Raw genomic sequence first — 22,378 nt, 5'->3', positions numbered from 1 at the left:
TAGCTAGTAACTTACCTGCCAATTGATTTTATTAAACAACACCTGCTTTGTGGGCTTGTTCGTCAGCGTGATAACTTGATCTGACCATTGCACCAACGGCCGCATGAGTGAAGCCCATCGCATAAGCTTCTTTTTCAAACATGGCGAATGTGTCTGGGTGCACATAACGACGCACCGGTAAATGATGGCCTGATGGCGCCAAGTACTGGCCAATGGTCAACATGTCGATGTCATGCTCACGCATATCCTTCATTACTTCTAAAATCTCTTCGTCTGTTTCACCAAGACCAACCATCAAACCACTTTTGGTTGAAACATGAGGATAGCGAGCCTTAAAGTCTTTTAATAACTTCAAAGAGTGCATGTAGTCTGAACCAGGGCGCGCTTCTTTGTATAAGCGAGGCACGGTCTCCAAGTTGTGATTCATCACATCTGGCAAGCCATCAGCGAAGATATCCAAAGCCTTCTCAAGTCTGCCCCTAAAGTCCGGAACCAAAACTTCAATTTTTGTTTGAGGAGACAATTCTTTTGTCTTGGTGATGCAGTTAACAAAATGCTGCGCACCGCCATCACGAAGATCATCACGATCCACGCTGGTGATCACAACATAAGATAATTTGAGTGCCGCAATTGTTTTAGCTAGATTGTTAGGCTCTTCCAAATCAAGAGGATCTGGTCTTCCGTGACCAACATCGCAAAATGGGCAACGGCGGGTGCATTTATCACCCATGATCATGAATGTTGCAGTGCCTTTACCAAAACACTCACCAATATTTGGGCAACTGGCTTCTTCACAAACAGTCACCAATTGATTCTCGCGAAGAATCTTTTTGATTTCATTAAAGCGAGAATTACCAGAAGCAGCCTTCACCCTGATCCAATCAGGTTTTTTTAATACTTCTTCAATCGGCACAATCTTGATTGGAATGCGCGATGTCTTATCAGCAGATTTTTGTTTTTGATTTGGATCGTAGGTCTTGGTCATGACCGCACCTCTAATTGTTGAGATAAATGGCTCACTATATTTTTTGCCACAATGTCGATATTGTCGCTCACCCCAAGACTCTTCATATCAATTGTCTTTAAACCCTCATAACCACAGGGGTTGATTGCCAAAAACGGCTTCAAATCCATATCCACATTGAGTGCCAGCCCATGATAACAACATTGCTTGGTCACTTTCAGACCCAAGGCAGCAATTTTTGCTCCCTGGAGCTCCACAGGGATTGTTTGCTCATTGGCCAGGTAGATCCCTGGAGCCCCTGATTTTCTTTGACTCACAATGTCAAAATCTGCCAAAGTATCAATGATTGATTGCTCTATGCGATGCACCAAGTCTCGAACAAACAAACGTCTACGGCGCAAATCCAATAATAGATAAATGACCAATTGCCCAGGACCGTGATAAGTGATCTGGCCACCTCGATCAATCGGGATCAACGGTATTTGTGCATTAGGCTGAAGTAAATGTGCTGCATCCCCAGCTTGGCCCAATGTATAAGTCGGCGGATGCTGTAAAACCCAAAGCTCATCCGGAGTTTCAGTTGAACGTTGCGCCGTGAAGTTTTTCATCGCCTCAAATGTTGGCAAATACTCCTGCAAACCTAATTGGCGAATGATGATCGTCATTGTTTATAAAACAACACTCACCATCGGGTGAGTAGAGAGAGTTCTATAGAGCTCATCTAATTGCTCGCGACTTGTGACATGAACTGTCACTGTCAAACCCAAATAATTACCGTTTTTTGATGGTCTACATTCAGTGGTATTGATATCAAAATTTTTATCAAACTGCAAAACAACATTTTGAACTGCTTCTCGGTACCCAGGAACAGATTTACCCATGACCTTGATAGGGAAGTCACAAGGGTATTTGATCAATGATTCTTCTGCTGGAATATCCATGCTCAATCAACGCCTCGTGGATCAGGTTGACCATGGAAAGCACTCACGATCAAATCTCGGATGCAATGTAATTTACGATGGAAAAAATGATCGGCGCCCGGTATCACTTGTACTGTTAACTCTTGTGGTCTGGCCCAATCTAAAACACTGGTCAAAGGAATCACATCGTCCACTTCACCATGTATCACAATCGTGTTCTTAGGCACTGGCGCAACATCCCATTTACCTGTTGCAGAACCAACCATGATGAGTCGCTCAGGTGGCATATTTATTTCTTCTAAATGCTTCACAACATAACTGCTGACGTAACTGCCAAAAGAAAAGCCCGCGATCACCAAAGGTAACTCGCCAACCAACAATGGCCAGCCTTGCCCTTCAAGTCCTGGAATCTCTTGCCATCCAAAAGAATCTTTCATCCAAGCAATGACGGCCAATAAATCTTGGGTTTCACCTTTGCCGTCATCGTGCACGCCTTCAGATGCGCCAACACCTCTGAAGTTTGGTCTGACAGTCACATAATTTAATTGCGCAAAAGTGCGAGCCAAAGTTTGCGCTACTTTGTTATCCATCGTGCCACCCAAAAGTGGATGAGGATGGGCCACCAAGGCAATACCTCTTGGGCGAAAATTTGCTGGGTCATGCTTCAAACCCTCAGGCAAATCTAAAGATGCCTCAATGATTCCAGCGGGGCCCTTTAAATGAATTTTGATGGTTCGATTCACTTAATCAATCCTCAAACGATCAACCACTTGGCCTTTAACAAAATGTGTATCAATGATTTCATCAATATCACTTTGATCGATGGCGGTGTACCAGATACCCTCTGGATAAACGACCATCACGGGACCATGTTCACAGCGATCCAAACATCCGGCTTTATTCACCCTGACTTTGCCTTCACCTGATAGCCCCAACTCCTTACAACGGAGTTTGGCATGTTCAAAAAGGCCTTGAGCGTTGTGCTGGGCGCAACAGTCCTTACCGTTTTCACGCTGGTTCAAACAAAAAAATAAGTGGTATTTAAAGTGGCTCATATTGAAAATTATATAGAGGACTTGAGTTTCAAGCCTTTTATTAAAGATAGGCATGCTGCCACCGGCCAAATCCAAGCCAGCCATGACATCAAATGATTAAAGTGGAGCAAACGACCTTGGCGCCACTCTTGAATGGTCACCAAATAATATGGGTTTTGTGGAAGGAAATTCACCAAGAACAACATTCCAAGCAAAGCGCAAATACCAATCAAATACAAATACGCTCTGTTCAGTTGCAAAGCTCCAAATAACAAGATTGTTGAAAAAATCATTCCCCACAATGCAGGTGGTGTTAACCAAGCAAAACTCTTATCAGCCCCAAACTGCATGCCTGAAAATAAAGCCTTCAAAATAATTGTGGTGATCAGCAAAAGAAATAACAATGCTAATCTTGGCGCACCTTTGCGCATGGTCAACGCAATGGTGATGCCAGCAAAAATCCAAGCCAACATGGTTGTGGCGATTTCAATCGTGGCAAAGTTAAAAGTACTAGTCCAAAGAATCGAATTCGGCCACGTGGTCGCAAGACCGCCCATGGCAAGCCATGCTGTTTGTGGATAAATTTGCGCCCATGGAAATGCCATTAACAACAAAATACCGCTGGATCGAACCCCAAACCATTCAATCCTCTTTCTTTGAAAAACACTTCCAGAGAGCCAAGTGGGGTCAAATGTGATGGCAATGAGTGCGCCTATTGCCACACCAGCAATATTTGCCCACCAATCAACATTGCTAGGTATTCGAGTAACTAGCCAAGTCTGTAAAGATTCCAAACTTGCAGAAAGGAGCGCGCCAATGATGATTGATAACAACAGGGCGCGATAAGATTTCAGGCGAGGATAAACAGCAAAAACAATTAAAAACCCCAAGGGCAAGTAACCCAAAATATTGGTGAAAACATCAAAAGATGTGATGTACTGAGGGATTGGCGCAAGAATCCAATCTAAGTAGGTGGCGCCCACGCTGACATTGAAATTAAACGGATAAATGCTGGCATAAATGATCAACAAAATATATGAAAAGCATGCCATCCTTGCGGTTGGCATTGGCAAATCTGGCCAATTAAGGCGTTGAGGTCTTTGAAAATTCCCTGACATAACCACATAGTACCTACAATATTGATATGGCGATAAATTGGATCCTAGAAAGTGTTGATCAAAGTGCTTCAACCAATGAAGACTTGATGGCTCGGTGGCGAGCTGGTCAGCTATGGGAACCCATCGCCCGCAAAGCAATCACTCAAACATCTGGTAAAGGTCGTCTTGGAAGAGCCTGGGTCAGTCATGCCAAGCAAGCTCTGACATTTTCAGTTGCCCACCCATTCAAAAAAAATATTTCTGAACTATCTGGATTAAGCCTCGCCTGCGGACTTGCCGTGATCAAAGGCATTAGTCAAGCCAGTGGAATCTCTCAAGCAGACCTAAGAAAACAAGGTTTAGGTCTTAAATGGCCCAACGATATTTTCCTCAATGATAAAAAATTAGCTGGCCTGCTGCTCGAGGGCGGTCAATTAGATGCAAATCAATCAACTTGGATTGTGATTGGGATTGGGATTAATTTGACGACAGATGAAGCTTTAGCAAATAGCATTCAACGCCCCATTGCCAGCTTAGATCAGATCAGCCAAATTGAATCGATGGATGCTGATGTTTTGTGGCTTGCTATCCTCAAAGAACTGGCTGAAATCATCGAGCTCTTTGAGCAACATTCATTCGCCAAGCTTCAAGAAGAATGGAACTCATGGGATATTTATAAAAATCAATCCTGTGCCATCATTCAAAATGAGAAAATACAGCTTGAGGGTTTGGAGCGAGGTGTAGATGATCAAGGTCATTTACTCATTGAATCTGAAAACAAGATACAAAAAGTCATCAGCGGTGATGTTTCTTTAAAGGCAAAACCATGAGCATCCTATTGATTGATATTGGCAACACCAGACTCAAATGGGCAACAGCCTCCACCAATGGTGATCTGCATTCTGATTTCATTGATCAAGGTGCGAGCATGAATGATTCACCCAATCAACTTGCTCAATTTGATCAAATATCAAAAAATCAAACCATTAAAAAAATTATTTGCTCAAGTGTCATCACTGAAGATAAAACGTTGGGCCTTAAGAAACATTGTCAAACAATCATGCCCCAAGCATCATGGTTTCAAATCAATGGAGCATCAGCAATAGAACATTTGAGCAGCCAATATGATCAAGCACAACAACTGGGATCTGATAGAAGAGCGATGGTAATGGGCGCTCACCAGATGTTTCCCGGCAAACATATTCTGGTGATTGGCGCTGGAACTGCGACCACCATTGATTTCATCACGCCCACTCACCACATGGGTGGATGGATTATTCCTGGCATGACATTGATGACCAATGCTCTGAATTTAAATACCGCTCAATTACCCAATGTATCAACCGACGATCAAGGCTCATCATTGAAGATAGGCATGAACACCAATGATGGTATTTATCAAGGGGTTTTGGCGAGCCATGTTGGCGCCGTCATGATGGCTCAAGAGTATGTGAAGAATCAAAAAATGACTCTGGGCCTCATGATTGTCACAGGCGGTAATGCTAAAAACTTAATTGGCTATTTGAAAGGCTCTTTCTCACCATTGACGATTCATCATGAGGAACAATTGGTGCTTAAAGGACTTTTGGCTTGGAATACGATGGGATTAGCTTGATGAGCAAAAAACTAAAAACTCTTTTGATTATTGCAATAAGCATTGTCATTTTGTTGGCATTACAAATCTCTGCCAACTCTTTCAGAGCTCAAAGCACTATTAATTCTTGGGTTGAAACTACGTTTCAAGGATCAACACAACAATCAACAACAGCGATTCAAGAAAACGATCAAATCAAAATTCTCAGCCCAGCTAAATCAGGCCAATCTAGCTCATCAAGCTCTGATCTTGTTGACAAGGGCCGTCGTTGATCGATCGTGAATGAATGGAATCGCATACGCTTTTCCACCCCAAGTTTTGACCAAGGCTGTTTCAGCTAAATCATCAATCTGATAATCGCCACCCTTGACGTAAATATCCGGTTTTACCTTAGCAATCAATTCAACTGGTGTTTTTTCATCAAACATCACAACCAAGTCAACAGACTCTAAAGCGGCCAGTAAAGCCATCCGGTCATCTTGAGCATTGAGTGGTCTTGCGTCCCCCTTACCCAACATGCGCACAGAACTGTCTGCATTAACCCCGAGAACCAAACTAGCGCCAAGACTTTTAGCTTGAGCCAGATAGCTCACATGACCTCTGTGCAAAATATCAAACACACCATTTGTGAATACGATTGGTTTTGGCAAACGAGCCAAAGCCTCCTGCAGATTCTCTACAGAACAAATCTTCTTCTCAAATGCTGGCAGTGGTAATTTATTCAGGTTTGGCGTTGTCATAATCGACATCTTACAACCGACTAGATATTTTCTAAATTATTTAGCAATGTTTGTGCATGCTGGCTGATCAGAAGTTGCTCTTCTGCATCAATTTTCTGCAGATTGGCTGTCATCAAACGAGTTCTTGGATTTTTCTCAAATTCAGCTCGATGATTGATTAAAAAATTCCAATACAAAGTAGTCATTGGGCAAGCATCTGGTCCATATCGTTTGCTCGACTGATATGAACAAGACTCACAATAGTTACTCATTCTTTTGATGTATGCCCCACTGGCAACATAGGGCTTGCTCGTGAATCTTCCACCATTGGCAAACAAAGCCATGCCAGCGGTATTCGGTAACTCCACCCACTCAATCGCATCCACATAAATGGCGAGATACCACTCGCAAACTTGCTGGGGCAGCAATTCAGCCAATAAAGCAAAATTGCCTGTCACCATCAATCTTTGAATGTGGTGAGCGTAGCCATATTTCAAAGTTTGCCCAATAGCATCTTTCATGCAGGCCATTTTGGTATCTGCCGTCCAGTACCACTTAGGTAGCTGTCGTTGATGCTGATAAAAATTATCTTCTGCCATTTTTGGCATATCCAAGTAATACATGCCTCGAATAAATTCACGCCAACCTAAAATTTGACGTACAAAGCCTTCGACGGCACTCAAAGATACTTGCTTCTTTTCATAAGCCTGGATGGCAGCATCAACCACTTCTTTGGGATCAATGAGTTTTAAATTGAGTGACGTAGACAATATCGAATGCCAACCAAATGGTGTGTTCGTCCACATGGCATCTTGATGATTTCCAAATAAGGGCAAGCGATATTCAATGAAGTGACTCAAGGCCAACAATGCCTGCTCTCTGGTCACGGCCCAGGCAAAACTCTCTAACTCTCCGGGATGCTTGGGGTATGTTGACTCAACATAAGCCATCACTTCTTTGCTGATGGCATCAGGAGTAAACCATTTAGGCTCGGTTATTTGTCCAGGGCCCTTTTTGGGATAAGGCTTTCTATTTTGCTCATCAAAGTTCCACTGATCACCCTCAGGCTCACCATTCGCTTGAATCAGGACCTTGTGTTTTTTGCGCAGGTAGCGATAAAAGTATTCAAGTCTGATTTCTTTTTTATCGCCGACCCATTCTTTGAATTCATCAAAGTCACAATAAAAATGATCGTCAGGTGCAAGGGTCAAATAGATCTCAAGCTCGCTGGCTAAATCTTGCAACTCTTTTCTTAAGCGCCACTCACCAGGCTCAACACAAACCAAATGAGTGAAATGATGTTTCTGAATATGCTCTTTAAGCACAGAGACTATTGATAGCTTGCTTTGCTTCACATACGTCAGCGTGTATTTTTTCTTTTTTAATACTTCTGCAAAGTGGCGCATCGCCGATAAGAAAAGAGCAATCTTGGCCTTATGTGTCCAAACATAATTGGCCTCGTACTCAGACTCAATCATGATTACTTCATCTTTTGCGGGATCGAAATGATTAAAGGCCGAACTATCGGCCTTTAATTGATCACCTAGAACTAAGACAAGTTTTTTCAAATCAACTGTCTGAGCGTTTTGTACGCCAACCTTTGACGTTTGCAGAAATATCTTGAAGCGCAGCCATGACTTTTACACCTTCAGGGGTTCGCTTGCGCAGGGCTTGATTCTCACCACCCACCCACAACTCAATGCCTGGCGCCAATTTTGACTTGAGCTCATTCAAACCATCTACCACTTGGTTTTGATTCATTTGCGAAGAAAACGATAAGGCAATCACATCTGCTTTTTGAGCTCTCGCTGCTTGAGCAATTTCAAGAATTGGGGTTTGCGTTCCCAAAGAAACGCAAGAACATCCTTCCAAAGCCATCAGCGCTTCAGCCATCAAAAGACCTAAGCTGTGATGCTCCTGTGGGAATGTTGTTAATAAAATTCTTGGTCTGGCCAATTCTTCATTTTGACCAATGTGGCCACGTGGCACTGAATTGATCGCCGTTCTCAATAGATGCTTGATTTGTTCTGTGAACAAATGCTCTTCATGAATCTCCAACTTTCCATTGGCCCAGTACTCGCCGATATTTCTGATCAGCGGCGCAACCACTTCAATCACAAAACGGTCTAAACCAATCTTCATCAAAGTTGTGGAAAGCGCCAATCTCAAGGCCTCGGTTTGATGAGATCTCAATAAATCCAAATACCGATCCATTTCTTCTTGAGAAATCATCGATAAAGAATGAGTGCTGACCTCTGCCGCTTGATTGCTTCTTGCGCTTAACTCTTTGAGTGCCTCAATTGGCAAGGGCACAATCCGCCCAGGACGGTGTCCTGAATCTAATAATCTTTTTAAAATTCGTAGTTTTTCGATCTGATCGGCTGGATAAACGCGATCATCATTCTTATCCCGAAGGGGAATTGGGAAGTTATAACGTCTTTCCCACACTCGGAGTGTGTCCTTAGCAATACCAGTGTCTCGCTCAACTGCAGCGATGCTCAGCATGTCTGGCAAATTGGTAAATCTAACATTCATAAGGAAAAACTCAAGTTTGTCGCCAAGTGAATACGAGGTATCGACGAGTAAATTCTACACTGTCTTAGACATAATTTGCATTTATTTTGATTTGTGCTTAATATTGCACCAGATTGTTGGTTTGACCTAGACAAAATGAAATATTGTCCATGGTCAACAACAAATACTCATAAAAATGGGTCGAGGAGACAAACCCAATGATGGTCGGAGCTGAGAACAGATCCAGAGCCCCACAACAGGTAGCTAAAAGCCTGGGGGCTCATTTTTACAGAATGGCCTTTACAGCCCTTCTGCTGGTAGTTCTTATGTGGAGTTTTTGGCCAAAGGAAGCTGTTGCGATGAATTGCTCTAAAACACTGTCCCACACCTTTCTAAGGCTTCAAGACGAAGCCCCTCAGAATCTTTGCCAGTACCAAGGCAAAGTGGTTCTCATCGTCAATACAGCGAGTTACTGTGGTTTTACAAGCCAATATGATGGTTTAGAGAAGCTATATAGCCAGTACAAAGATAAAGGTTTAGTAATTCTTGGCTTTCCTTCCAATGATTTTGGCAAACAAGAGCCTGGATCAAATAAAGAGATCGCTGATTTTTGCCACAACACCTATGGCGTGAAATTTCCCATGTTTGCAAAATCATCAGTTAGTGGGCCAAATGCAAACCCACTTTTCAAACATTTGATTGAACAAACAGGTACCAAACCTCGCTGGAACTTCTACAAATATTTAGTCGATCGTCAAGGCAATGTGATTGACGCATACAGCAGCATGACATCACCTACCAGCTCAAAGCTGGTTGCTCAACTTGAAAAGTTACTTCAGGAGAAACCGTAATGAATGCACCAGAAAAGATTTTTCTTCCTGATGTTCAAGCAAGTCATGATGAACGCAATATTGTGATTCAAAAAGTTGGTATTAAATCTGTGCGTCATCCTGTTCAGATTAAAACCAAAGCAGGCTCACAGGCGAGCGTTGCGATGATTGATATGACTGTGAAGCTTCCATCAGATGTCAAAGGCACTCACATGTCTAGATTTTTAGAAGTTTTACAAAATCAACATGCGCCACTTGAGTTTGATTCTGTCAAAACATTGATGAGCACCATGCTTGAGCGCCTTGAAGCAACAGAAGGTCACATTGATATGAAGATGCCACTTTTCTTAAATAAAGTGGCGCCAGTGTCTGGTGTTGAGAGCTTGCTTGATTACGACTTGCACATCAAAGCAGCTTTTGAAAAAGATGCTTTACGTTACACACTTCAAGTACAAGTTCCAGTGACGAGCTTGTGCCCTTGCTCAAAGAAAATTTCTGAGTACGGTGCTCACAATCAGCGCTCACACATCGTGATTGCTGCAGAGATCACTGAAAACATGGACGCAGAAGATTTGATCAAAATTGCTGAGCAAGCGGCTTCTTGTGAACTATGGGGTCTATTAAAGCGCCCGGATGAAAAATACGTCACTGAAAAAGCTTATGACAATCCTAAGTTCGTAGAAGATTTGGTCCGCGACATTGCTGTGGCACTTGATCACTCAGACAAAGTTATTGCTTACGAAGTGTCATCAGAAAATTTTGAATCTATTCACAATCACTCTGCTTATGCATGGTTAGCCAAAGATAAACGTCACACCCATTAACCCTTTTAACCACAAGACATGAAGCCCGCTGAGCGCAGTTTCTCTCCCTCCCTTATTTATGCTCAGGGGTGTCTTGTGGTTTTCTTATTCAAAGCCAATGAAAGAGTCTCATGAAAATAGCCATCGTTGGCGCTGGCATATCAGGCCTTGGCTGTGCATATGCTCTTAGTAAATTAGATAACTGCGAAGTCACCATCTATGAAGGTGGCAATCACATTGGCGGACACAGTAATACAGTTGATCTGACCCTTGACACACCATCAGGCAAAGTTAGTCACGGTGTCGATACCGGATTTTTGGTATTCAATCAAAGAACTTATCCAAGATTGATTCGCTTGTTCCATGAAATAGACGTGGAGATTGCCAAATCTGACATGTCTTTCTCTGTGTCCATCCCCAAACAAAATGGTGATGTACTTGAGTGGTCCGGCACCAGCATTGATTCATTGTTTGCGCAAAGAAAAAATATCTTGAGCCCTTCGTTTTTACGCATGGTCAAAGACATCATTCGATTCAATCGAATCTGTACAAAATTGGCTGCAGATAAACAGTTGGATGATATTGATTTAACTGTTGGCGAATTTATTAAAAAACATCGCTTCAGTCAGCAATTTCAAGATTGGTATTTTTTACCGATGGTTGGTGCGATTTGGTCTTGCCCAGTTTCTCAAATGCTGGCATTCCCAATTGCAACCATGATCAGATTTTGCTTTAACCATGGTTTAATTCAAATCGCTGATAGACCTCAATGGTTAACAGTCAAAGGCGGCTCAAGAGAGTACGTCAAAAAATTATGTTCTCATATTGAAAAGAACGGTGGTTCATTCATTCGTGAACATGTCACGTCTGTTTCAAGAAATGCAAATCAAGTCAACATCAGCACGGCTCATGGCAACGTCAGTTATGACCACGTGGTCATGGCCTGTCACAGTGATCAAGCGCTTGAGGCTTTAACAGATCCTAGCACTCAAGAAAACAATATTCTTGGCTCTGTTAAATATCAAGAGAATCGTGCGGTTTTACACACGGATAGTTCTTTATTGCCGAAAGAAAAGAAATGTTGGGCTGCTTGGAATTATGCAAGCACCAGAACTGAAAATCTTCAAGATCAAGCAGTGTGCGTTAACTACTTGATCAATCAACTGCAACCATTACCTGAAAGCTGGGGCAATCAGCCAGTGATCGTCAGCTTGAACCCTGTAGCTGAACCTAAAGCAGAAACAGTTCATGCAGACATTCAGTATGCGCACCCTGTTTTTGATCAGGCGGCCATTCTTGCTCAGCAAAACCTATCTTTAATACAAGGTTCGAACAATACATGGTACTGTGGGGCTTGGACTGGTTATGGCTTCCATGAAGATGGCCTGCGTTCGGGCGAACTTGTTGCTGAAGCAATCCAGGAAATTTTAAGATCTCCGAGAAAAACACCACTATCAGCATGAGCATTGCAAAAATTTGTTTTGGCCAAGTTCGACATGCTCGACTAAAACCTGCTATTAATAAGTTTGCTTATTCTGTCTTTACCTTGCGCATACCCATGCGTCAAAGAAAAGCCAATCCCAAAGGAATTTCTCAAATTGGCTTGGGCGACAACAAGTTTTCTTGGCTAACTTTCTATGACAAGGATCACGGCAGGAGTGAGAATGATTCTCTTAAGTGGGCGCTTGATCTAGTCAAAAGCGAAGGCATCAAGGACATTGACGGGGAAGTATGGCTGCAAACATTCCCCAGAGTTTTGGGCTATGTATTTAATCCTGTCAGCTTCTGGTTTTTTGAAAATCGCTCAGGAGAGTTAAAGGCAATCTTGGCTGAGGTCAATAACACCTTTGGCGAGAGACATTGCTACCTTTTGAGCAACCCAGACGGTCAAGCCATTCAATGGGGCCAAAGCTTTTTATCCAACAAGGTCTTCCATGTATCACCTTTTTGCGAAGTAAAAGGTGAATACCATTTCAGATTCTTCTCAAAATCTAGCTCTGGGCAACACGTTGCGCGGATTGAATACCATGACCAGGGCCCCCTTCTGATCACCAGTATCAATGGGGTCGAACAAGAAATTAATTTAAAAAGTATCATTTGGTCTGCGATTAGATATCCGGCCATGAGCATTGGAGTGATTGTCAGAATTCATTGGCAAGCTTTACGTTTGTGGTTAAAAGGTGTCCAATTTCATAGCAAACCAACACCGCCTTCTACGGAAGTGAGTAAATGAGTTCAAACACCAATACCATCGATGGTTTCTTGCCAAGCTTGCCTTGGCACGCCAAGGCCGTTCTTTCACTTTTAAAGAATATCCAGGTTGGTCAATTACAAGTTATCAGCCCTGAAGGTGAGCATCTAACCTTCAAAGGTCCACACGCCGGTATCGAAGCAACTATTCAGATTCATGACTGGGAAGTTTGCAGAGCTTGTTTGAAATCTGGTGACATTGGCTTCGCAGAAAGTTATATCAAGGGCCTTTGTGACTCACCCGATCTTTTAGCTCTACTTAGATTGCTTTTGGCTAACAGACAAGAAATTGAGACCATCATCTACGGCAATTGGTGGGGTCGTCTCGGCTACAGAATCAAACATTGGTTCAATAAAAATACCAAAGCTGGCAGCAAAAAAAATATCCATGCGCACTATGACATTGGCAATGCTTTTTACTCTCTTTGGCTAGACCCGAGCATGACCTATTCAAGTGCTTGCTTTGATAGCAATGACACACCTTTGGTAGAAGCACAGATTGCCAAATACCAAAAAATCATTCAATCACTCGCCATTGCTCCTGGAGAAAAAATTCTTGAGGTGGGTTGTGGGTGGGGCGGCCTCATGGAGCAAGCCTGCTTGAGTGGCATCAATATTGACTGCTTGACCATCTCTGAAGAGCAAGCCAAATATGCACGTGAGCGAGGCGGAAGAATTCAGGCAAAAGATTTGGCTCAGCATCAAATTTTGTTACAAGACTACCGAGATCATCAAGAACAGTACGATGGTATTGCTTCAATCGAAATGTTTGAGGCCGTTGGCGAAAGTTATTGGCCAAGTTATTTTGAGATGATCAAGCGCTGCTTAAAGCCTGGCAAAAAAGCCTGCATCCAAACCATTGTGATTGCTGATGACTTATTTGAGAAATATCGCAACAGCTCTGACTTTATTCAACAGTATGTGTTTCCTGGTGGCATGCTGCCTTCAGAAGAAAAGTTCAAGGAAGCTGCTGCTAAGCAGGGTCTTGTGACTGAAAGCGTTTATCGATTTGGTCAGGACTATCAAAAAACTTTGGTCTTGTGGCATGAAAAGTTCAATCAGCAACTAGACGCCATCAAAGCGCAAGGGTTTGACCAAAAGTTCATCCGCCTATGGAATCTTTACTTGATGTACTGTGCCGCAGGTTTTGCTGAGAAGAGTACGGATGTTATTCAATTCACACTGAGAAAGCCTGACGAAAATGGCGCTTAATCAGCGAGTCATCAGTTTTTATAACAAGCGGGTCTGGATCATTGGCGCATCCAGTGGCATCGGCGAAGCTTGTGCTCAGGCTTTTCTGAGTCATGGCGCCAAAGTTGCTCTCAGTGCGCGCCGCATGGACAAGCTCAAAGCCATTCAAGATAAATGGCCTGCCGATCAAACACTTTGCTTGCCTGCCAACGCACAAAGTAATGATGAGCTGACTTCTGCCTACCAATCAATCAAACAAGCATGGGGTGGCATTGATTTGCTCCTTTATGTTTCGGGCATCTATGAACCCATGCGTGCTGACAATTTTGATTTGGCCAAAGCCACTGACATCATCAACACCAACATCATTGGCGCGATGAGCGCCTGCTCAATCACTTTGCCTGATTTCATCCAACAACAATCTGGTGGCATTGCGATTGTGAGCAGTGTTGCTGGTTACAGTGGCTTGCCACAATCACTTGCCTATGGCCCAAGTAAGGCAGCGATGATCAATTTTTGCGAAACCCTTTATTACGATCTAAAGCCAAAGAACGTGGCTGTTTATATGATCAATCCAGGCTTTGTAGCAACAGAAGCAACTGCTAAAAATGATTTTGAGATGCCAGCTTTGATCACCTCTAAAGAAGCTGCTGAAGAAATTTTAGATGGCATACAAGACGGCGAGTTTGACATTCATTTTCCTAAGAGATTTTCATATTTCTTGAAATTTTTACGATTACTGCCTTACCCAGCCTACTTCTTTCTTATCAAAAAATTTATCAAGATTTAAATGACAAGTCAGCATATTCAACGGGTGATTGATCAGTTTGAAAATTTATCGCCCAATTCTATTGATGCATTGGTGGCTCTTTATTCAGAAGATGCTTTCTTCAAAGACCCTTTCAATGAAGTGAAAGGCCATGCTGAGATCAAACATATTTTCAGCCACATGTTCACGCAAGTGAACAATCCTCGCTTTGCGATCAAAAATACCCTAGAGAATGGCTCTCACGCTTGCTTGATCTGGGAATTTATTTTTCAACTCAAACAATCCCCTGAAATTAATCAAGTCATCAGGGGCTGCACCTGGATGACCTTCGATGAAGAATCCCTCATCACAGAGCATCGCGACTACTGGGATGCAGCTGAAGAGCTTTATGAAAAAATTCCCGTCTTAGGTGCACTGATGCGCTGGCTAAAAAAAAGGGCCCGTCAATAGGCCCTAGATTCATGCGTAATTTTAAAAAAGTTTTAAGTTTTACTTCTTTTCTTTCCTGGCCTTATTCACTAAAAAATCCATCGCTTGGATAGCTCTGGCTTTTGAGCCACCGGCAATTGATGGTGAAGTCAAATATTTACCTTGAACCGCAACGCTTGGCACACCGTCAATTCTGTAAGCCTGAGCAATCTGATTAGCAGCTCTTGCTTTTGAAATCACGGTGAATGATTTAAAAGCCTTCAAAAAGGTTTGACGATCAATACCTTGGCTCACAACCCAATCAGCTATCTCAGCCTCGGCTAAAAGCTTTTTCTTATTCACATGCATTGCCACCATGACTTTGGCATGCAAATCGTTACGGCCTAAGCTATCCAAGGCATAAAACAATTGACTGTGTGGCAACAACTCATCTCTGAAGGCAACCGGTACTTTCTTGACGACAACATCTTTACCCTGCTTAGCAATCCAAGCACTTAGCTCTGGCTCAAAATCATGGCAATGAGGGCAGCCGTACCAAAAAAATTCTAGGACTTCAATCTTGTCCTTTGATTCAGTTGCCTGCGCAACTGGCATCACACGATAGTCAAAGCCTTCCTCAATAGGTCTTGCTTGAGAAAGTGCCAAATTAGAAAATCCGAGGCAAAGAATGCCAAAGAAAATATTTCTAATGAATGTGAATAGATTGATGTTTTTCATATCAGCATTAATTTGATTTGTTGATACGAATGATTGTAGAAGGAATGCCAGCGCTTTGCAGTCTGGCCCTTGTTTGAGTCACTTCACTTTGACCAACAAATGGCCCAACACGCACACGCCAAAGAGGGGCACCCTCTAATTCCCTTTCGGAAATGAGGGCTTCTAAGCCTTGCATCGCTAGCATGGCTTTTTGGCGTTGTGCCTCATCTTGATTTCTGTATGCCCCAGTTTGCAGCCAATACTCTGGTCCTTGAGTTGCAGCAGCGATTGAGGCAATTGGATCTTTAGGGGCCATCTCACTTGGTAGTGGCACTTTGCTTTGCAATGGTTTATTCAAATTAGGCTTGTCTTCAACTTGAACTTCGCCTTCTTCAATTGATTCCATAGGCTTTGCTTTGCTAACTGCGTCTGGCGCTCTGAGGTTTAACTTTGGCTCTGGCGCTCCCTTGGTTAACATGATGGCAACGCCAACTGCAATTGCCAAACCCAGCAATAAGCCGAGCACAAAACCCATCAATGTGCCACCTGATGCGCCCGCCTCTAAAGATACCTGCTGCTGATTTTTTTTCATCAAATTAACTCCTTACATTTTTTCAGGTGCTGATACACCTAAAATACCCAATCCATTAGCGATCACTTGCTTGGTTGCCAACAATAAAGCCAATCGCGCTAAGCGAATGTTTTCCTCATCGACCAATACTCTGTCTGCATTGTAAAAAGTGTGGAAGTCGCTGGCCAAATCTCTTAAATAAAATGCCAAGGAATGAGGCGTCATGTCTTTTGCCGCTTCAGCCAGCACATCAGAATACTCAGATAAACGGGTCAAAAGCATATTAGATGCATGACTATCTAATGGAAGAAGGGCTGCTGACTTCAGACTATTCTCATCTCCTGCCCATTGCCTCAAAATTGAACAAATTCTGGCATGTGCATATTGCACATAAAAAACAGGATTTTCATCATTCTGTTTTAAAGCCAAATCAACATCAAAAACAAATTCGGTATCTGCTTTACGAGAAATTAAAAAGAATCGAACAGCATCTCTGCCGCGGCGAATCGCATCTTGTCGCTCAACATCTTTCATTTCAGCTGTCACACCACCCGACCACTCGATCAGGTCTCTGACAGTCACGTAAGAACCAGCTCGCTTAGATATCTTGACCTCTTCGCCACCCTTCATCACGGTGACCATTTTGTGCAGCACGTACTGAGGATAATCTTTCGGGATATTCCAAGAGCGCTTCTGTGCAACACCTTGAATGCCTGAGCGCACGCGCGCTATGGTGCCGTGGTGATCGCTGCCCTGAATGTTGATCACATGAGTAAAGCCTCGAGACCATTTGCTTGCATGATAGGCAACGTCTGGAACAAAGTATGTATAGCTGCCATCTGACTTTTTCATAACGCGATCTTTGTCATCGCCATCTTCAGTGGTTCTCAACCAGAGAGCGCCCTCAGCTTCATAGCTCTTACCAACTGATGCTAAATCGGCAACCACCGATGCCACACTGCCATCGCTGTACAAAGATGACTCTAGGTAATAGCAATCAAATTGAACCCCGAAGGAATTCAAATCAATGTCTTGCTCTTTACGCAAATACGCTACAGCAAATTGACGAATTGATTCGATATTATTGATATCACCATCGGCATGTACGGGCTGACCGTCTGAAGCAGCCACAGTGGCTTTGGCTAAATAGTCTTTTGCAATATCTACAATGTACTCACCGTTATATGCAGACTCTGGCCAATTCTGATCACCGGGATTAAGACCCTTCGCCCTTGCTTGAACAGAAATAGCTAAATTTTGTATCTGCACACCAGCATCGTTGTAATAAAACTCTTTATGAACTGACCAACCTTGAGTTTTCAAAATATTCGATAGAGCATCACCCAGCGCCGCTTGGCGACCATGGCCCACGTGCAGGGGACCTGTTGGGTTTGCAGAAACAAACTCGACCAATACTTTCTTACCAAGCTCCGCTTGCTGACCATAACAATTGCCATCAGCAAAGATCTTTGGAATCACCTGCAAGCGAGCTTTTTGCGTTAAGCGCAAATTAATGAATCCTGGACCCGCAATTTCAGCACTCGCGATTAATTCTTTAGCGCCTGCTTGTGCCATTAACTTTTCAACAAATACTTGAGCCAACTCTCTTGGATTGGCTTTCCACGCCTTAGACAACTGCATGGCAATATTGGTGGCCAAATCTCCGTGCTCGACCACTTTTGGTCGCTCTATATGGGGCTCTGGTAATGGATCCACAATACTTCGCTCTTTAGCAATCTCAGCTAAAGCGGCTTGCATCAAGGAAATAATTTGTTTTTTAATGGCTGGTAGCATAGAAGCTTAGTTTATCAGTTAACTTTTGGTGTTAATCTTTGCTAATGTTATATAAATTTCAATGTAAAAAATCTGCAGATGTTCTGATGTTAGAAGACCTAACCTCAAAAATCTTTGCCATCATCGGTAGACCTTTGGAGCCAAGAGGCATCTTTCTGCTTGAACAGTTGCCAATCGCTATTGCCAAGTTAGAAGCTGCCATTGCGGAAGACATTGAACGCAAAAAGAATCCCCCTGAAAACACCCCCTCAGAATCTTCTGAAGAATCCGGCCACAGCATCAACCATGATCGCTTAGGGCAAAGAGCATATCCATTCATCAGCTTACTCAAAGAGGCTTTGCTTAACGAAGAGATGGTGTCTTGGGGCGCTTAACAAAATCCTCGAGCTGATCTTCACCAATGCGACCCACATCAAAGTACTGAGCCTGTGGGTTTGCCAAATAGAAACCACTGACGCTTGACGATGGCGTCATGGCCATGGATTCAGTCAAAGCCATATCAATTTCATCAGCCTTTAAGCATTCAAACATATCTTTTTTAACCAAGTGATCTGGGCATGCTGGATAACCAGGAGCTGGACGAATACCTTGGTATTTTTCTTGAATCAAGTCTTCATTACTTAAAACCTCATCAGAAACGTAACCCCAAAGTTCAGTTCTGACTCTTTGGTGCATCTTTTCAGCAAAGGCTTCAGCAAAACGATCAGCCAAAGCTTTCAGCATGATAGAGCTGTAGTCATCATGCTTGTCTTCAAACTCTTTGAGTTTCTTTTCAATCGCATGACCTGCCGTTACAGCAAACATACCAACATAATCGGAAACGCCAGATTCCTTAGAAGCCACAAAATCAGCCAGACAACGATTTGGTTTCTTAACTCCGTCTACAACAGGACGATCACTTTGCTGACGATAGTTCTTCCAAGTCAACAAGACATCTTGGCGTGATTCATCAGCGTAGATTTCAATATCATCGCCAACACTGTTGGCTGGATATAGGCCAATCACTGCATGGGCCTGCAACCAACGGCCCTGAATGATTTTCTGCAACATCGCTTGAGCATCAGCAAACACCTTCTGCGCTGAATCTCCAACCACTTCATCTTTTAATATCTGCGGGTATTTTCCAGCCAAATCCCAGGTCTGGAAGAACGGCGTCCAATCAATGCATTGAGCAATATCTGCTAAATCGTAATTCTTAAAAACACGGCGCCCGATAAATTTAGGCTTGGTAATTTTTTGCTTGCCCCAATCAATAATTTCTTTATTGGCTCTTGCATCTTCAATGCTGATGATGGGGGTTTGCTTTTTATTGGCATGCTGCACCCTAATTCTTTCGTAATCCGCCTGCAACTCATCAATGTATTTATCAGCACCTTCTTCTGACAACAAGCTAGATGCCACTGAAACTGCTCTAGAAGCATCGGGCACATAAACAACTGGGCCTTCATAGTGAGGGGCAATTTTGACTGCGGTGTGAACCCGTGATGTGGTGGCGCCACCAATCATCAATGGCATTTTTTTAGATCTGAAGTAATCATCACGTTGCATCTCTTCGGCAACGTAAGCCATTTCTTCCAATGACGGTGTGATCAAACCTGACAATCCGATCAAGTCAGCTTTTTCTTCTTTGGCCTTTTTGAGAATTTCATTACAAGGCACCATCACACCCATATTCACAACATCAAAGTTGTTGCACTGGAGTACCACCGTCACAATATTTTTACCAATATCGTGAACGTCACCTTTGACGGTTGCCATGATGATTTTTCCGCGAGAACGTACATCTCCACCGCTCTCAAGAATCTGTCGTTTTTCTTCTTCAATGTATGGGATCAAATGAGCAACAGCTTGCTTCATCACTCGGGCGCTTTTCACCACCTGAGGTAAGAACATCTTGCCTGCGCCAAACAAATCACCCACCACATTCATGCCATCCATCAAAGGTCCTTCGATGACCTCAATCGGACGACCACCTGCGTTTGATATCTCAAGACGCATCTCTTCAGTGTCTTCAACAATGTGTGATGTCACGCCATGCACCAATGCATGGGTCAAGCGCTCTCTGACAGAGCCTTCACGCCAAGCCAAAGTCTCTTCTGCGCGTGCACCACCGCCCTTGTATTCGTCGGCGATTTCTAGCAAACGCTCTGTAGGAGTTTTGCCATCTTTTTCAGTAAAGCGGTTTAAAACAACATCTTCAACACGCTCTTTTAACTTCTCATCCAAATCAGCATAAACACCCAACTGACCGGCATTCACAATGCCCATGTCTAAGCCAGCGCGAATCGCGTGATATAAAAATACTGTATGAATTGCTTCACGAACAACATCGTTGCCCCTGAATGAGAAGCTCACGTTAGAAACGCCACCACTCACTTTTGCACCAGGCAAGTTGGCTTTTATCCAAGCCGTTGCCTGAATAAAATCATTGGCGTAGTTGTCGTGCTCATCAATACCAGTGGCAATCGCAAAAATATTTGGATCGAAAATAATATCTTCTGGAGGAAAGTCCAGTTCATCGACCAATATCTTGTAGCTTCTTTCACAAATCTCAATTTTTCTCTGGTAGGTATCCGCCTGACCTTTTTCATCAAAGGCCATGACCACAGTTGCTGCACCATAGCGTCGAATCAATTTGGCTTGCTGCCTGAATAAGTCTTCACCCTCTTTCATAGAAATAGAGTTAACGATGGCCTTACCTTGAACACACTGCAAACCTGCCTCAATGACTGACCATTTTGATGAGTCAATCATGATAGGTACTCTAGAAATGTCTGGCTCTGAAGCAATCAAATTCAAAAAGCGCACCATCGCTGCTTTTGAATCGAGCATTGCCTCGTCCATGTTGATGTCGATGATCTGTGCACCGTTTTCAACCTGCTGCCTTGCGACCGATAAAGCTTCATCGTATTGCTCATTCAAAATCATTCGTGCAAATGCTTTTGAACCTGTGACGTTGGTTCTCTCACCAACGTTCACAAAGCCCACGTGTGGGCTGATGTTGCATGGCTCTAAACCAGACAACTTCATTGGAGGGATCTGTTTTGTTGCTGACATCACACAGACTCCTTATAAGCATTCCAGCGACGACTTGGTCTCTTTGCAACAGCATCTGCGATTGCCTTGATGTGCGCCGGCGTTGTTCCGCAGCAGCCACCCACCAAATTCACCAAACCATCTTTTGAGAATTCATCCAACAATCTAGATGTCATTTCTGGTGTTTCATCAAAGCCAGTATCACTCATTGGATTAGGCAGACCTGCATTTGGATAACAAGAAACAGCGACATCACATACCTTTGCCAACTCAGCAATGTATGGGCGCATCAGTGTTGCACCCAAAGCGCAATTAAGGCCAAACGTCAAAGGCTTGGCATGACGCAAACTATTCCAAAACGCCTCAACTGTTTGACCAGACAAAATGCGTCCTGATGCATCTGTCACCGTTCCAGAAATCATGATTGGCAATCGAACTTGCTGCTCCTCAAAAAACTCATCAATCGCAAATAAAGCAGCTTTTGCATTGAGCGTATCAAAAATTGTTTCAACTAAAAACACATCCGCGCCACCCTCATACAAAGCTTCAACCTGCTCTTTGTATGCTTGACGTAATTGTTCAAATGTCACGTTTCTAACAGCCGGGTCATTCACGTCCGGAGAAATGCTGGCCGTCTTTGGTGTTGGTCCTACTGCACCAGCAACAAATCTTGGTTTGTCTGGTGTTGAAAATTCATTGCAAGCCTGTTTGGCTAATTTTGCTGCAGCCAAATTCATTTCTCTGGCCAACTCTGGCATTTTGTAATCGTCTTGCGCAATCGTTGTTGCGCCAAACGTATTTGTTTCAATCAAATCTGCACCGGCCGCCAAATATTGACGGTGGATATCCAAAATGATTTCAGGATGGGTGATATTGAGTAACTCGTTATTGCCCTTTAAATCAATCGCATGATTTTCAAAACGAGTTAACTCTGGCAAACCACGGTATTGCTGCTCATTTAATTTACGTTGCTGAATCATGGTGCCCATTGCACCATCCAAGACCAAAATACGGTCTTTTAATAATTGAGGCAAGTCTGCGCCGCGGGTATAAAGCATAAGTAAAACTCTTATTTGGTCGCAAATGATTGCGACAAATTGATTAAACCTATATTTTATCGGTATTACGTATATTTATCTGATTACATTAACTTTTTTATTTGGGGGT

General features: G+C 43.1%; 25 protein-coding genes. 11 read left to right on the top strand and 14 right to left on the bottom strand.

What is annotated here, in order from left to right; all coding sequences use genetic code 11:
• Positions 1–31: 31 nt before the first annotated feature.
• Genes lipA through ICE88_RS04820 form a run of 6 tightly spaced genes read right to left on the bottom strand, consistent with a single transcriptional unit; the run spans position 32 to position 4,036 of the window.
• Positions 32–985 carry a lipoyl synthase gene (lipA, locus tag ICE88_RS04845; protein WP_216250027.1) on the bottom strand — a complete coding sequence of 318 codons (954 nt, stop codon included), beginning with the start codon at positions 983–985 and terminating at the stop codon, positions 32–34.
• On the bottom strand, positions 982–1,629 hold the full coding sequence (lipB, locus tag ICE88_RS04840) for a lipoyl(octanoyl) transferase LipB (protein WP_216250026.1): 648 nt from the start codon (positions 1,627–1,629) through the stop codon (positions 982–984). Before lipB ends, lipA begins: the two co-directional genes overlap by 4 nt.
• 3 nt (positions 1,630–1,632) lie before the next feature.
• Positions 1,633–1,905, bottom strand: coding sequence for a DUF493 family protein (locus ICE88_RS04835; RefSeq protein ID WP_216250025.1), 273 nt, complete (start codon positions 1,903–1,905; stop codon positions 1,633–1,635).
• 2 nt (positions 1,906–1,907) lie between these two features.
• The gene (locus ICE88_RS04830; protein WP_216250023.1) at positions 1,908–2,627 is read right to left on the bottom strand and encodes a CocE/NonD family hydrolase; all 720 of its coding nucleotides are present in this window, start codon (positions 2,625–2,627) and stop codon (positions 1,908–1,910) included.
• The gene (locus tag ICE88_RS04825; RefSeq protein ID WP_216250021.1) at positions 2,628–2,939 is read right to left on the bottom strand and encodes a ferredoxin; all 312 of its coding nucleotides are present in this window, start codon (positions 2,937–2,939) and stop codon (positions 2,628–2,630) included. It lies immediately after the preceding gene.
• An 8-nt stretch (positions 2,940–2,947) separates the two neighbouring features.
• Positions 2,948–4,036, bottom strand: a complete 1,089-nt coding sequence (locus tag ICE88_RS04820) for a VanZ family protein (RefSeq protein ID WP_216250020.1) — start codon at positions 4,034–4,036, stop codon at positions 2,948–2,950.
• Positions 4,037–4,062: 26 nt separating this feature from the next.
• Between ICE88_RS04820 and ICE88_RS04815 the strand changes: the two genes are divergently transcribed.
• From ICE88_RS04815 to ICE88_RS04805, 3 genes are read left to right on the top strand one after another with little or no spacing between them, the layout of a single operon-like run.
• On the top strand, positions 4,063–4,845 hold the full coding sequence (locus ICE88_RS04815; protein ID WP_216250017.1) for a biotin--[acetyl-CoA-carboxylase] ligase: 783 nt from the start codon (positions 4,063–4,065) through the stop codon (positions 4,843–4,845).
• Complete coding sequence (locus ICE88_RS04810; RefSeq protein ID WP_216250015.1) at positions 4,842–5,630, top strand: type III pantothenate kinase; 789 nt, start codon at positions 4,842–4,844, stop codon at positions 5,628–5,630. The genes ICE88_RS04815 and ICE88_RS04810 overlap by 4 nt, the downstream gene beginning before the upstream one ends.
• Positions 5,630–5,881, top strand: a complete 252-nt coding sequence (locus ICE88_RS04805) for a hypothetical protein (RefSeq protein WP_216250013.1) — start codon at positions 5,630–5,632, stop codon at positions 5,879–5,881. The genes ICE88_RS04810 and ICE88_RS04805 overlap by 1 nt, the downstream gene beginning before the upstream one ends.
• Here the strand turns inward: ICE88_RS04805 and rfaE2 are convergent.
• Genes rfaE2 through ICE88_RS04790 form a run of 3 tightly spaced genes read right to left on the bottom strand, consistent with a single transcriptional unit; the run spans position 5,846 to position 8,863 of the window.
• Entirely contained in the window at positions 5,846–6,349 is a 504-nt protein-coding gene (gene rfaE2 / locus ICE88_RS04800; RefSeq protein WP_216250010.1) for a D-glycero-beta-D-manno-heptose 1-phosphate adenylyltransferase, read from the bottom strand. The two genes, ICE88_RS04805 and rfaE2, sit on opposite strands and share 36 nt — an antisense overlap.
• A gap of 20 nt (positions 6,350–6,369) precedes the next feature.
• A complete protein-coding gene (locus tag ICE88_RS04795) occupies positions 6,370–7,896 on the bottom strand; it encodes a cryptochrome/photolyase family protein (protein WP_216250008.1) in 1,527 nt (508 codons plus the stop codon).
• Between the two features lies 1 nt (position 7,897).
• A complete protein-coding gene (locus ICE88_RS04790) occupies positions 7,898–8,863 on the bottom strand; it encodes a MerR family transcriptional regulator (RefSeq protein ID WP_216250006.1) in 966 nt (321 codons plus the stop codon).
• A 305-nt stretch (positions 8,864–9,168) separates the two neighbouring features.
• Between ICE88_RS04790 and ICE88_RS04785 the strand changes: the two genes are divergently transcribed.
• The 7 genes from ICE88_RS04785 to ICE88_RS04755 all read left to right on the top strand — a co-directional run bounded on the left by ICE88_RS04785 (position 9,169) and on the right by ICE88_RS04755 (position 15,135).
• The gene (locus ICE88_RS04785) at positions 9,169–9,693 is read left to right on the top strand and encodes a glutathione peroxidase (protein ID WP_255535310.1); all 525 of its coding nucleotides are present in this window, start codon (positions 9,169–9,171) and stop codon (positions 9,691–9,693) included.
• Complete coding sequence (gene folE2 / locus ICE88_RS04780; protein WP_216250002.1) at positions 9,693–10,496, top strand: GTP cyclohydrolase FolE2; 804 nt, start codon at positions 9,693–9,695, stop codon at positions 10,494–10,496. The genes ICE88_RS04785 and folE2 overlap by 1 nt, the downstream gene beginning before the upstream one ends.
• A 110-nt stretch (positions 10,497–10,606) precedes the next feature.
• Positions 10,607–11,938, top strand: coding sequence for an NAD(P)/FAD-dependent oxidoreductase (locus ICE88_RS04775; protein WP_216250001.1), 1,332 nt, complete (start codon positions 10,607–10,609; stop codon positions 11,936–11,938).
• Positions 11,935–12,708, top strand: coding sequence for a DUF1365 domain-containing protein (locus ICE88_RS04770; protein ID WP_216249999.1), 774 nt, complete (start codon positions 11,935–11,937; stop codon positions 12,706–12,708). Before ICE88_RS04775 ends, ICE88_RS04770 begins: the two co-directional genes overlap by 4 nt.
• Entirely contained in the window at positions 12,705–13,937 is a 1,233-nt protein-coding gene (locus ICE88_RS04765; protein WP_216249995.1) for a cyclopropane-fatty-acyl-phospholipid synthase family protein, read from the top strand. Before ICE88_RS04770 ends, ICE88_RS04765 begins: the two co-directional genes overlap by 4 nt.
• Positions 13,927–14,706 (top strand): SDR family oxidoreductase, encoded by a 780-nt coding sequence (locus ICE88_RS04760; RefSeq protein WP_216249994.1) that lies wholly within the window; start codon positions 13,927–13,929, stop codon positions 14,704–14,706. The genes ICE88_RS04765 and ICE88_RS04760 overlap by 11 nt, the downstream gene beginning before the upstream one ends.
• Positions 14,707–15,135, top strand: coding sequence for a nuclear transport factor 2 family protein (locus tag ICE88_RS04755; protein ID WP_216249991.1), 429 nt, complete (start codon positions 14,707–14,709; stop codon positions 15,133–15,135).
• 39 nt (positions 15,136–15,174) lie between these two features.
• On the opposite strand, the gene ICE88_RS04750 is transcribed toward ICE88_RS04755, so the two are convergent.
• The 3 genes from ICE88_RS04750 to argS are packed head-to-tail and all read right to left on the bottom strand — an operon-like array spanning position 15,175 to position 18,175.
• Complete coding sequence (locus ICE88_RS04750; RefSeq protein WP_216249988.1) at positions 15,175–15,831, bottom strand: thiol:disulfide interchange protein DsbA/DsbL; 657 nt, start codon at positions 15,829–15,831, stop codon at positions 15,175–15,177.
• 7 nt (positions 15,832–15,838) lie between these two features.
• Positions 15,839–16,402: an SPOR domain-containing protein gene (locus ICE88_RS04745; RefSeq protein WP_216249986.1), complete on the bottom strand. Its 564-nt coding sequence runs from the start codon at positions 16,400–16,402 to the stop codon at positions 15,839–15,841.
• A 12-nt stretch (positions 16,403–16,414) separates the two neighbouring features.
• Entirely contained in the window at positions 16,415–18,175 is a 1,761-nt protein-coding gene (argS, locus tag ICE88_RS04740; RefSeq protein WP_216249983.1) for an arginine--tRNA ligase, read from the bottom strand.
• 44 nt (positions 18,176–18,219) lie between these two features.
• Here argS and ICE88_RS04735 point away from each other — a divergent pair, with 44 nt between their 5' ends.
• A complete protein-coding gene (locus ICE88_RS04735; protein WP_216249980.1) occupies positions 18,220–18,549 on the top strand; it encodes a DUF1840 domain-containing protein in 330 nt (109 codons plus the stop codon).
• Here ICE88_RS04735 and metH read toward each other — a convergent pair.
• Together metH and ICE88_RS04725 are read right to left on the bottom strand one after the other, a co-directional pair.
• The gene (gene metH, locus ICE88_RS04730; protein ID WP_216249978.1) at positions 18,518–21,232 is read right to left on the bottom strand and encodes a methionine synthase; all 2,715 of its coding nucleotides are present in this window, start codon (positions 21,230–21,232) and stop codon (positions 18,518–18,520) included. The two genes, ICE88_RS04735 and metH, sit on opposite strands and share 32 nt — an antisense overlap.
• Positions 21,232–22,269, bottom strand: a complete 1,038-nt coding sequence (locus tag ICE88_RS04725) for a homocysteine S-methyltransferase family protein (protein ID WP_216249974.1) — start codon at positions 22,267–22,269, stop codon at positions 21,232–21,234. Before ICE88_RS04725 ends, metH begins: the two co-directional genes overlap by 1 nt.
• Positions 22,270–22,378 lie beyond the last annotated feature (109 nt).

Origin of the sequence: Polynucleobacter sp. AM-26B4 (assembly GCF_018882285.1) — a bacterium.
GTDB lineage: Bacteria > Pseudomonadota > Gammaproteobacteria > Burkholderiales > Burkholderiaceae > Polynucleobacter.
The sequence above is the reverse complement of the archived record's forward strand: the minus strand, read 5'-3'. Positions and strand labels throughout refer to the sequence as shown.